Annotated in this window: 10 protein-coding genes; 5 read left to right on the top strand and 5 right to left on the bottom strand. The window is 34.3% G+C overall.

The genetic code is table 11. From position 1 onward, the window contains the following. Positions 1-52: 52 nt before the first annotated feature. From OIU83_RS22885 to OIU83_RS22875, 3 genes are all read right to left on the bottom strand, one after another. Positions 53-484, bottom strand: a complete 432-nt coding sequence (locus tag OIU83_RS22885; RefSeq protein ID WP_264208589.1) for a hypothetical protein — start codon at positions 482-484, stop codon at positions 53-55. A gap of 67 nt (positions 485-551) precedes the next feature. After that, entirely contained in the window at positions 552-1967 is a 1416-nt protein-coding gene (locus tag OIU83_RS22880) for an aldehyde dehydrogenase family protein (RefSeq protein WP_264208588.1), read from the bottom strand. A gap of 215 nt (positions 1968-2182) precedes the next feature. Then, positions 2183-3007 (bottom strand): universal stress protein, encoded by an 825-nt coding sequence (locus OIU83_RS22875; protein WP_264208587.1) that lies wholly within the window; start codon positions 3005-3007, stop codon positions 2183-2185. A 175-nt stretch (positions 3008-3182) separates the two neighbouring features. Between OIU83_RS22875 and rimP the strand changes: the two genes are divergently transcribed. Genes rimP through infB form a run of 3 tightly spaced genes read left to right on the top strand, consistent with a single transcriptional unit; the run spans position 3183 to position 7841 of the window. After that, on the top strand, positions 3183-3647 hold the full coding sequence (gene rimP / locus OIU83_RS22870) for a ribosome assembly cofactor RimP (protein ID WP_264208586.1): 465 nt from the start codon (positions 3183-3185) through the stop codon (positions 3645-3647). Between the two features lie 13 nt (positions 3648-3660). Then, positions 3661-4908, top strand: coding sequence for a transcription termination factor NusA (gene nusA, locus OIU83_RS22865; protein WP_035623592.1), 1248 nt, complete (start codon positions 3661-3663; stop codon positions 4906-4908). 47 nt (positions 4909-4955) lie between these two features. Next, the gene (infB, locus tag OIU83_RS22860) at positions 4956-7841 is read left to right on the top strand and encodes a translation initiation factor IF-2 (RefSeq protein WP_264208585.1); all 2886 of its coding nucleotides are present in this window, start codon (positions 4956-4958) and stop codon (positions 7839-7841) included. A gap of 112 nt (positions 7842-7953) precedes the next feature. Here the strand turns inward: infB and OIU83_RS22855 are convergent, their stop codons facing one another. Continuing rightward, positions 7954-8907: a hypothetical protein gene (locus OIU83_RS22855; RefSeq protein ID WP_264208584.1), complete on the bottom strand. Its 954-nt coding sequence runs from the start codon at positions 8905-8907 to the stop codon at positions 7954-7956. A 1098-nt stretch (positions 8908-10005) separates the two neighbouring features. On the opposite strand from OIU83_RS22855, the gene OIU83_RS22850 reads away from it, so the two are divergent. Further along, positions 10006-10128 carry a hypothetical protein gene (locus OIU83_RS22850; RefSeq protein WP_264208583.1) on the top strand — a complete coding sequence of 41 codons (123 nt, stop codon included), beginning with the start codon at positions 10006-10008 and terminating at the stop codon, positions 10126-10128. A gap of 211 nt (positions 10129-10339) precedes the next feature. Here the strand turns inward: OIU83_RS22850 and OIU83_RS22845 are convergent, their stop codons facing one another. Next, a complete protein-coding gene (locus tag OIU83_RS22845; RefSeq protein WP_264208582.1) occupies positions 10340-10729 on the bottom strand; it encodes an SPOR domain-containing protein in 390 nt (129 codons plus the stop codon). 220 nt (positions 10730-10949) lie between these two features. On the opposite strand from OIU83_RS22845, the gene OIU83_RS22840 reads away from it, so the two are divergent. Beyond that, positions 10950-12281 carry a c-type cytochrome gene (locus OIU83_RS22840; RefSeq protein ID WP_264208581.1) on the top strand — a complete coding sequence of 444 codons (1332 nt, stop codon included), beginning with the start codon at positions 10950-10952 and terminating at the stop codon, positions 12279-12281. Position 12282: the final 1 nt, after the last annotated feature.

Raw genomic sequence — 12282 nt, 5'->3', positions numbered from 1 at the left:
TAGAATGTCTTTAAGTTCGGGATTTATTTTGAGCAAAAGATGAACGGCTTCTTTATATTTTTAAAGTAAACAGAACTTCGTTATCATTTTGTTCTACTTCCAGGTAAGAAATTAGGGATTTCATGAAAGATTCATATAGCGGATTTGGAGATAGTGAAATCATTGCTTCCTCTTGAGTTTTTTTCTCAATTTTAAAATTGTACTCTTTGCTTATTTCTTTTAATATGTTTTGATCTAGGAATAATGATATGGCTTTAAACTCTCCGCCTTCGGGAGGTATTTTTATAAATTTTGCCAAATGATTTCTTTTGCTAAAGCGGTAATCGCCTTCTTTTAGGTGGTAGGTGTTTTTGCTATCAGAAGCGATCATCTCGCCTGAAATTTGATAGCTAAATACGTGCTCTGGTATAAAATGCTCGCCTTCGCGGCTACGTGTAAAATAGCAAGAGTATAATATTTTGGGTTTTGTGTTTACGGTTGTCATAAAGTAAAGTTACTAAAAAGATAGAGAAAGTTCTGCAAGTAGGACTTTCTCTATCGGGATGTGGTTGTTATTTAATCAATGCTTTTGGTTCTAGATAAGCTTCTAGTCCTAGTATTCCAAATTCTCTGCCGATTCCAGATTGTTTAAATCCTCCAAAAGGCGCCATTGGATCATGTCCGAGACCGTTTATTAGTACGCGTCCAGCATTAATTTGTGAGGCTATAGTATGAGCTCTTTTTTCGTTTGAAGAACTTACATAGGCTTGCAATCCATAAGTTGTGTCGTTGGCGATTTCAATGGCTTCCTCTTCTGTTTTGTATGTTAGGATTGATAAAACGGGGCCGAAAATTTCTTCTCTGGTAATTCTCATTTGGTTGTTTACGTTTGTAAATACTGTAGGTTTTACAAAATTCCCTTTTTCTAATCCCTGAGGTTTTCCTAATCCGCCAGTAAGTATCTCTGCGCCTTCGTTAATGCCAATCTGGATGTAGTTCTGTACGCGTTCGTATTGTTTTTTGCTTACCATTGGTCCTATGTTTGTAGTTTCGTTTTTTGGGTCTCCTACAATGGTGTTCGAGATTGTTTCTTTTACAAGAGTTTTTACTTCTTCTAATCTGTTTTCGGGTATCAATAATCTTGTTGCGGCAATACAGGCTTGTCCGCTATTCATGTAAGCGGCTATTATTGCCATTGGGATTGCTTTTGAAAAATCGGCGTCATCTAGGATGATATTTGGTGATTTTCCGCCAAGTTCCAGAGTAATACGTTTCATAGTATTGATTGCTTCTTTGGCTATGATTTTGCCAACATTAGTGGAGCCTGTGAATGAGATTTTTGCAATATCCGGATTACGGCTAATTTCTGCGCCAACTATTTCTCCTAAACCATTTACTATATTAAAAACTCCTTTGGGTAATCCTGCTTCATGAAGACATTCAGTAATAAGTTCTGTTTGTTGAGCGCTCATTTCGCTTGGTTTGATAACGGTTGTGCATCCCGCGGCTATTGCTGTAGCTAATTTGCTGCATATAAAACTATTGCTTGAGTTCCAAGGGATTATAATTCCTACTACGCCAATTGGTGTCATTTGAACTTCAGACTTCCCCATTGTTTTGTTGAATTTATAAGTACTTAATAGGTTAATTGTAGACTCGAGACCTTTTAGCATGTATTCATAGCTAATTGATGAGAATTGGAATGTTCCGCCATATTCTTCAATCATTACGTTAATAAAGGCTTCTTTTCTTTTTTCTATTGAGGTTTGTATGTTTTGTAGGTATTTAATTCTTTCGGCTATGCTTGTTTTGGAAAAAGTTTTGAATGCTTCTTTTGCTGCGGCAATTGCATTTTGAGTATCTTCTATGTTTCCTAAAAGTACTTGTCCTAGTTTTTCGTTTGTTGTCGGGCTAATAAGATCGAAATATTCGGTTCCTTTTGGTGTTACAAACTCTCCGTTGATGTAAGCTTTGTCTATTGTTTTCATGTTTTTTATATTTATGATTTATTTTGTTTTACAAAGTTCGTGGTTAATGTAGCTGTCGACTTTGTTGGAAAGCTCAGTTTTACTTTGTTGAAAAGCTCATAATTACGCATGAATTAATTGATTTGTGTGTGATATATTGACCTGTTGTTGATTGTGTTAATAAAAAAAAGCTTCTCGGTTGAGAAGCTTTTTGAGGAAAAAATGTGTGTTTTGTATTAGATTTTAAAGGTTATAACAGGTCGTACTGCGTGGTTTACTAAATCTTCGCTAATGCTTCCGTTAAAAAAGTGTGCGAATCCAGTTCTTCCATGTGTGCACATGCCGATTAAGTCGGCATCGACACTATTGGCAAAGTTAATAATCCCTTTTTCTATATTGGTGTCATTGTAAATGTGTGTTGAGTAATTTTTGAGATTAAATGGAGTTATGAAATCATTCATTATTTGCTGAGCAACATGGGTTGGTTTGAAGCTGTTTGGAGTGCAAATCATGACCAAGTGTAGTTTAGAATCGAAAAATTTGGTGAATTCAATCAGTTTTTTGAATGGTTTTTCGGTTTCTTTAGAAAAATCTGAAGCAAAAACAAAATTTGTTGTTTTGAAGTTGTTCGTGTATTTTTTAATGACTAAAACTGGAATTTCAGAGTGGCGAACTACTTTTTCTGTGTTGGAACCTATGAGTAATTCTTCAAATCCTGAAGATCCATGTGAACCCATAACTATTAAGTCTATTTCATGTTCATTGCTTACTTTTGCAATTCCTTCGGCAGGTCTGTCTAGTTTTACCATCTCGGTTATTGTAAGTCCATCTAGGTAGGGTCTCTCGGTGATTTTAGAAAGCATTTCATTGGCTTTTTTCATAAATAACATCGTCTCAGGGATGCTTATTCCGCCAGTTATTGCATCGTTCATTTGGGTTGGTAATTCAAGAGTATGGAGTACGATTATCTCAGAATTATTTTTTTTTGCGATTTGTGCAGCTACTTTTAAAGCATCTTCGGCATGTTCGGAAAAGTCGGTTGGAACTAAAATGCGTTTCATAACTTTAAGTTGTTAGATTATATGAAAAATTGTTAATTTTAATGCTTCTATAAAGATAAGAAATATTTTTAGAGCAATCAATTTATTTTGATTTATAAAAAAACACTATATTTGCACCGTTATTTATTAAAATCTAAATAATGAGGGGACTAGTGTCCCCTCTTTTTATAAAAATATGACATTTAAAGAAAAAGTAAACGCATTAATAGCCGAAGGTCTCTTAGAAAAGCCATCAATTTTTTTAATAGACTTGACCATTACCGACGCTTTCAAGATAATTGTATCTTTGGATGGTGATAGTGGAGTGCTTTTGCAAGACTGTATTGATATTAGTCGTGCTATCGAAAATAATTTAGATAGAGAAGAACAAGATTTCTCTTTGGAGGTAGCTTCGGTAGGAGTTGGATCACCACTAAAAATGGTTAGACAATACAAAAAAAACATTGGTAGAACATTGATTGTTAATACTAATGGAGAAAAAATTGAGGCTGAATTAGTTGATGCTAATGAAGATTTCATAATTTTGTCTTGGGAAGCAAGGGAACCTAAAAAATTAGGAAAAGGAAAAGAAACAGTTCAAAAAGAGCAACAAATACCTTATACAGAAATTAAAGAGGCAATTGTTACAGTAACATTTTAATTAAAGAATTCGCATGGAAAATTTAGCATTAATCGATTCATTCTCAGAGTTTAAAGATGATAAACTTATTGATCGTGTAACGCTTATGGCAATTTTAGAAGATGTATTTAGAAATGCATTGAAGAAAAAATACGGTTCAGATGATAACTTCGATATTATCATAAATCCTGATAAAGGAGATATGGAAATTTGGAGAAGAAGAGTAATCGTTGCTGACGAAGATCTGGATTTTGAAAATGAGGAGATTACTTTGACAGAAGCAAGAAGAATTGAAGCGGATTTTGAAATTGGTGAAGAAGTTTCTGAAGAAGTAAAATTAATTGATTTAGGTAGAAGAGCTATTTTAGCTTTACGTCAAAACTTGATTTCTAAAATACATGAACACGATAATACAAATCTTTATAAGCAATTTAAAGATATTATCGGAGATATTTATACTGCCGAAGTGCACCATGTTCGTCCAAGAGTTGTAATTTTGGTGGATGATGAAGGAAATGAAATTGTTTTACCAAAAGAAAAACAAATTCCATCTGACTTTTTCCGTAAAGGAGATAATGTTCGTGGAATTATTGAGAGCGTTGAATTAAAAGGAAATAAACCTCAAATTATTATGTCTAGAACTTCTGAAAAGTTTTTAGAGAAATTGTTTGAACAAGAAATTCCTGAAGTATTCGATGGTTTGATTACAGTTAAAAATGTAGTTAGAATTCCGGGTGAAAAAGCAAAAGTAGCGGTAGATTCTTATGATGATAGAATTGATCCTGTTGGAGCTTGTGTAGGTATGAAAGGATCACGTATTCACGGAATTGTTCGTGAATTAGGAAATGAAAATATAGATGTTATTAATTATACTAGTAACATTCAATTATATATTACAAGGGCTTTAAGTCCTGCAAAAGTATCTTCTATTAAAATTAATGAAGAAACAAAAAGAGCCGAAGTTTTCTTGAAATTAGAAGAAGTTTCTAAAGCTATCGGTAGAGGTGGTCATAACATTAAATTAGCAGGCCAATTAACAGGTTATGAGCTTGATGTTATTAGAGAAGGAGATGTAGCAAGCGGTGAAGACGATGACGTAGAATTAACAGAGTTCTCGGATGAGATCGAAGATTGGGTTATCGAAGAGTTTGCTAAAATAGGATTGGATACTGCAAAAAGTATCTTAAAACAAGAAGTAGAAGATTTAGTAAGAAGAACAGATCTGGAAGAGGAAACAATTCTAGATGTAATGCGAATACTAAAAGAAGAGTTTGATAGTTAGTCTATCTTTCTCACAACACAACGAATAGGTAATAATAAAAAGGTTTTATGTCTGAAGAGAGAGTAATAAGAATAAACAAGGTTTTAAGGGAATTAAATATTTCATTAGAAAGAGCTGTGGATTATCTGAAAGATAAGGGAATTGCTATTGATGCAAATCCAAACGCAAAAATTTCTGATAAGGAATTTAATATCCTACAAAGCCAATTTGCGGGCGATAAGGGAAATAAAGAGGCTTCTAAAGAAGTTGGTGAGGAGAAAAGAAAAGAGAAAGAAGCATTGCGTGTAGAACGCGAGAAAGAAATTGAAGACAAACGCAAACAAGACGAAGAGCGCCAAAAACAACAAGAAGTTATAAAAGCGAGAGCTGTTGTAACTGCTCCTGTTCAAGTTGGTAAAATTGATCTAAATCCGAAAAAACCTGCAATTATTCCAAACACTCCTCCAGTAGCAGAGCCTGTAAAAGTTGAAACACCTAAGGAAGTTGTAAAACAAGAAAAACCTGTTCAAAAAGAGGTAGTTCAGCCTGTTGTGCAACAACCTCCAGTTGCTGTTACTGAGAAAAAAGAAGTAAAACCTGTTATCGAGAAAAAAGAAGTGAAACCAGTAGCGGTTGCTGCTCCAGAAAAAGAAGCTGTTGTAAAAACAGAATCTGCTGCTGTAGTTACACCTCCAGTTGAAGAATCGATAACAACACAATATCAAAAATTATCTGGAACTACTCTTACAGGTCAGACAATTGATTTATCTCAATTTAATAAGCCTAAGAAGAAAAAAGAAGATCCAAAGATAACTCCTAATAAGCCAGGAGCTCCAGGAGCAGCTGCAAATAACGCTAACAAAAATAAGCGTAAAAGAATTGCTCCTAAACCAGGTGCGCCTAGACCGGCAACGCCTCCAGGAACACCTAATCCTAATAAAATTACTCCAAATACAGGAGGAGCAGGAGGCGGATTTAATGCTAACAGAAGTGCAAGACCAGGTTTTGTAAAAGGAAACCGTCCTGCAATTGTAGCAAAAGTTGAGCCTACTGAAGAGGAAGTAAAAAACCAAATTAGAGAAACTCTTGAAAAACTACAAGGTAAAGGTGGAAAATCAAAAGCTGCTAAATACCGTAGAGATAAAAGAGATACGCACCGTCAGAAATCTGATGATGAGCAAAGAGCTTTAGATGAAGGAAGTAAAACTATTAAGGTTACTGAGTTTGTTACTGTAGGTGAAATTGCTATCATGATGGATGTGCCAATTACTAAAGTTATTGGTACATGTATGTCACTTGGAATCATGGTTACCATGAACCAGCGTCTTGATGCAGAAACTTTGACTATCGTTGCTGATGAGTTTGGTTATGAGGTTGAATTTATTACCGTAGATATTGAAGAAGCTATTGAGGTAGTTGCAGATAAAGAAGAAGATCTAGTTGTTAGAGCGCCAATTGTTACTGTAATGGGTCACGTCGATCACGGTAAAACATCTTTACTGGATTATATCCGTAAAGAAAATGTTATCGCTGGTGAGTCTGGAGGTATTACACAGCACATCGGAGCATATGGAGTAACATTAGATAATGGTCAAAAAATTGCATTTTTAGATACACCTGGTCACGAAGCGTTTACCGCGATGCGTGCACGTGGAGCTCAAGTTACGGATATTGCTATTATTGTAATTGCGGCTGATGATGACATCATGCCACAAACAAAAGAGGCAATTAGCCATGCGCAAGCAGCTGGAGTTCCAATTATCTTTGCTATCAATAAGGTTGATAAACCAAATGCCAATCCAGAGAAAATAAAAGAAAGATTAGCAAGTATGAATTTACTTGTAGAAGATTGGGGAGGAAAAATCCAATCACATGATATTTCTGCAAAAACAGGATTAGGTGTTAAAGAATTATTAGAAAAAGTATTATTAGAGGCAGAGATTTTAGATTTAAAATCAAACCCAAATAAAGCAGCACAGGGAACTGTTGTTGAGGCTTTCTTAGATAAAGGAAAAGGATATGTTTCGACTATCTTAGTACAACATGGAACGCTTAAGATTGGAGATTATATGTTGGCTGGAAAACATCATGGTAAAATTAAAGCCATGCATGATGAAAGAGGGCATACGGTTCTAGAAGCAGGTCCGTCAACTCCAGTATCAGTTTTAGGTTTGGATGGTGCAGCAACTGCAGGGGATAAGTTTAATGTATTTGAAGATGAAAAAGAAGCGAAACAAATTGCTTCAAAACGTTCTCAATTAATGCGTGAACAATCTGTACGTACACAAAGACATATCACGCTTGACGAAATCGGACGTCGTATTGCTCTTGGTCAGTTTAAAGAATTGAATGTGATCCTTAAAGGTGACGTGGATGGTTCTGTTGAAGCATTATCTGATTCGTTCTCTAAACTTTCTACTGAAGAAATTCAAATTAATATTATACACAAAGGTGTAGGGGCAATTACTGAAACTGACGTTATGTTGGCTTCTGCATCAGATGCGATTATTATCGGATTTAATGTTCGTCCAGCAGGTAATGCAAGACAGTTGGCAGATAAAGAAGAAATCGATATCCGTTATTATTCTATTATTTACGCTGCTATCGACGACTTAAAAGATGCAATGGAAGGAATGTTAGCTCCTGAAATGAAAGAAGAAATTCTTGGTACTGCCGAAATTAGAGAGATATTCAAAATTTCTAAAGTTGGATCTATTGCAGGATGTATGGTAATGGATGGTAAAATTGCAAGAAATTCTAAGATTAGAATTATTAGAGAAGGTGTTGTAGTGTTTACTGGAGAGTTATTAGCATTAAAACGTTTCAAAGACGATGTTAAAGAAGTTGCTAAAGGATACGATTGTGGTATTCAAATTAAAAACTTTAATGATATCGAAGAACGTGATGTAATCGAAGCTTACCATGAAGTAGCAATCAAAAAGAAATTGAAATAGAATTTTATATTTTCAAATAAAAATCCCGACTTGTCGGGATTTTTTTGTTTTAAACTTTCTGAATATTCTAAAAGAGAATATATCGGTAGTATTAATAATTTAGATTTTGAGATTAGAATTTCTTTTTTCCGAATGAATATGACACTGATAGGGATGGACCATTATATCCCCATTTTAAATATCCTTGAGCATTATTTTTTTGAGCATCTATTGTGAAATTTAATCCAGTGTAGCCTAATGAGAGATCTAGGCTTTTTATTATTTCATACATGAGGGAGGCGTTGTAGCTAATTATTTTTCCGTCTATGTTATCTATTTTTACTGATAAATAGCTAATATTACCATTAATGGCAAGTCTGTCTGTGAAAGCATAACCGCCCCATATTCCGATATCGGGTAGAGGAGCTGTGAAACCGAAGCTATCATTGTAACTAATGCTGGCTGTATTTCCTTCAAAATTAATTCCTACATCGCTTTTTAAGACATGTACTCCAATCATTAAGCCTAGTTCATATTTTGGGTTCGTTAGGAAAGCGTAGCCATATGAAATGAGGTAGATGTTTGTGTTGAAAAAAGCATCAACATCAGAATTGATAGTATAAGTATGATCCTTAAATTCGATGTCCTTTTGTAATGTATGGAAAGAGCTACGATTTAGGTTGAAATAATTTAGGTCTAATCTTGATCTGCGTGAGATTCGCCATTGTAAATCTGCTAAAAAAGTAGTTGTTGATTTGCGAAAGCCTAAATCATCTTCAAAATCTATTGTTGTGCCAAAAGTATTACTTTCGTTGCCTACTTCAACTTTAGTATTGTTTATGGGGAAAAATATTCCAGCTGTAATCCTGAAGCGTTTTACAAACCAAGGTGGTGTTGGTTTTTCTTTTTTAAACGAATCGAAGTCATTAACAGAGCTTTCTGTTGTTAGATTCTTTGCATTAAACCCATAAGGTGAGTTGTTGAAAGAATCATTTGGCAAACTGGCTACTTCTTGGTTGTATGCCAGAATTGGGAGCAATAACATTCCAAAAAACAATACGTTTGTAGAATTAACTTTTAGTTTCATAATCTCCTTTTTTAGTTGTCTGCCTAATTTATTTTTTTAACAAAAGACAACATTGTGAATGTTAATACAAAATTCAATAGTTTATTCATATAAAACGTGAATATCAAGAACCGTTAGGTTGCAATTTAGAATATGAAACAGAATGATGTAATTTGCCTGTGCGGTAATAAAGGAAAATACATTCATTTATATGACTATTTTAATTAGAAATATTAGTTATGGTGCTAGGTTTTTTTTGTTAAGAGAGATATTAAGTTTTTTTTAGAATGCTGATAGTTGATTATTGAAGCAAGTAGGTAAGAAATTAGTTGTTTTTGTAAGTAAATACTTTGTATGAAAAAGAGAGATGGCTGAGTATGAAATTATAAAAGGCTTTTGTTGGATGATTTGTCAAAAAGGGTAATTTTAAGGGCTTCTAGTTAAGAAACAGGTGTGAGGTTAAAGATATTTCATCTTATTAGGGTGCTGATAGATAAAGCTCTTAAGTCAAATAAGACTACTTGGAAATTTACCAAGGTTGAGCAGTTAAGTGAAATAATGCCTGGTTTGTTACTTGGTTATTTGTCTGAAGAGGAATTGCCAAATAGTTTAATGTTGATATCGCCGCCACCTGAATTTGGTTCTGCAGCCTACATATTGGATTTGGAATGAGCTAAAAAGGTTGTTGAGTCCAAGAATAATGATCTTTTTTACAAGCTGTTAAAGATGCGGATCTTACTTTTCCGGCTGCAGTAAAATCTTTTGAATCGATTTTAGGTATTGAAATTAATGAAGATAATATACCTAAACTTTATACCCTTATGTGTAGAGTTATTACAGATGCTGGTTTGTTGACCTATGCTGCCAAAAAACAATTACAATCAAGAGTGACCATTTGTTGTTAATGATGTAAAGATTTGTGCTCCTAATCAAGAAGAAGTACTTCGTAAGGTCGGTTCATTTCCTTCGGGGTATTCGGCAGTTGGATGGATATGGATGCTCGTTTTAAGTGAACTTTTTTCCGAAAAAAGAACAGATTATTAGACGCGGATATGCCTTCGGTGAAAGTCGAATTAAGTATCATGCACATTAGAATAACGATGTTGTGATGGGTAGAGAATGGGAGAAGAGACTGTGAGAATACTTTATGAAAATTTAGTTTTTAAAAAAGATTTGGCTTCGGTCAAAGAAGAAATGCCTCAAATAAGTCGTGCGTATGTCGAAGAAAAACGAATTAATTAGGTTTTGACATGGTTTGATTTACGCTTGGATTTCTGTTGTGGATGTATATTTGCAGTTTTATGCCTGAAAATTTCGAATTATTTAATGTTTTTCGGTTTTAATTACATGAATATAGTGCTGAAAATAATGCTTTTTTAACGGTGTTTTACGAGCAAAAAAAACACCCAATTCGGATGTTTTTTGCTAAAATGTATGTTTTAATTAATGGTTTTTATTTGCTTGGCTTGATTAAAAAGACATTTTTGTATCTTTTTTTGATCTCAGCTAGGTTTCGTTCAGCTTCTATTCTGCTTTTAAAATTCCCAACCATAACTTTATAGTTCGGAGTATTGAAAATTATAGTTGCGTCAATGTTTTTAAACTCTTGTTTAAAGTCACTCAATGTTTTTTTTGCTTCCTCGCTCTTGCCGCTGAAAATTTGAATTTTATAGCTTTCGTTAACGCTAATTGACGCGTTAATTTTGCGCTTGTCGTTCAATAATTGCTCGAATTTAGGGTCCTGATTAAGGGTAATGTTTTGATCTTGTGCGTTAATGTTATATGCCAAAAGTACTAGCAAAAAAGTATAAAGTGTTTTTTCTCTAGGGGTTAAAATTCTCATAATGTGATGGTTTTTATGCAAAAATAGTATTTAATAAATAAATGGATATTAGAAAAATTATTTAGAATTGATATAAATTGGTATTTAAGACTATTTTAAGGTTTTGAGAATAGTTCTTAAATTGTATTTTTGTGCAAGTTTTAAAAGAAGGTGTTCGTTTTTTCGGAATTTATATACAGAAAAAGTCGTGCCAAATTTTAGTAGATAATCATTATACAATATGGAAAAGGTGGGTAACCATAATTCGATCTCAAGGAAATTATTTTTAAGCTTAGGGCTAACGTTAATTTTCTCGCTAACTTCATTTGCACAAGATGCTGCTGCTCCAGCAGCGCCTGAAGCTACTGCTCCGGCAGCTACTCAGGGAGGTGATCCGGTAAAGGGTAAAGAACTTTTTAATGCAAATTGTGCTGCATGTCATAAACTAGATGCAAAATCGACAGGTCCTGCTTTAAGAGGAGTGTCGGCTAAGCACGAAATGGCATGGATTTACAAATGGGTTCACAACAGTTCTGACATGATTAAGTCAGGTGACCCTGTAGCTGTGAAGCTTTTTGAAGAGCACAACAAGTCAGTGATGACTTCGTTTCCTCAATTATCAACAGGAGATATAGACAATATTATTGCTTATACTTCTGAACCTAAAGCAGAGCCTAAAACTCCAACAACAGCTACTACTGCTGTTCCTGGATCAGGTGGCGAAAGTGGGGCTATCTCTAATAATGTTATTTTGGGAGCTCTTGCTCTTGTGATGGCAATGTTAGTTGTGATGCTTTATTTGGTAAACAGTGTCTTGAGAAAGGTTGCGAAAGCAAACGGAATCGAGGTTGCACCAAAAGAAGCTAGACTTCCTATATGGAAAGCATTTGCAAGAAACCAATTCTTGGTTTTAGTGACTTCAATATTTTTATTGTTGGCAAGTGGTTATTTTGTATACGGTTTCTTGATGCAAGTAGGTGTAGATCAGAATTATGAGCCAATTCAGCCAATTCACTATTCTCATAAAATTCACGCTGGTGATAATGAGATTAATTGTAAGTATTGTCACTCTGCATCTCGTGTGAGTAAAACTGCTGGTATTCCTTCTTTGAATGTTTGTATGAACTGTCATAAGAATATTTCAGAAGTTGCAGAATCTACTGCTACTCCAGAGTACAGCAAAGCTTTCTATGATGAGCAAATCCAAAAATTATATACAGCTGTTGGTTGGGATAAAACAACACAAACATATACAGGGAAAACGCAACCAGTAAAATGGGTTCGTATTCATAACTTACCTGATTTTGTGTATTTTAATCACTCACAACACGTTTCTGTTGCTGGTATTGAATGTCAAACTTGTCACGGTCCTGTGCAAGAATTTGAAATCATGAAACAGTATTCTAAATTAACAATGGGATGGTGTATTGATTGCCATAGAAAAACTGATGTTAAAATGGAAGGAAATGAGTATTATACTAAAATACATGAAGAACTTTCTAAAAAATACGGTGTAGAGAAATTGACTGCAGCGCAAATGGGAGGTTTAGAATGCGGTAAATGCCACTATTAAT

It is taken from the genome of Flavobacterium shii, assembly GCF_025847235.1.
Classification (GTDB): Bacteria; Bacteroidota; Bacteroidia; order Flavobacteriales; family Flavobacteriaceae; genus Flavobacterium; species Flavobacterium shii.
The sequence above is the reverse complement of the archived record's forward strand: the minus strand, read 5'-3'. Positions and strand labels throughout refer to the sequence as shown.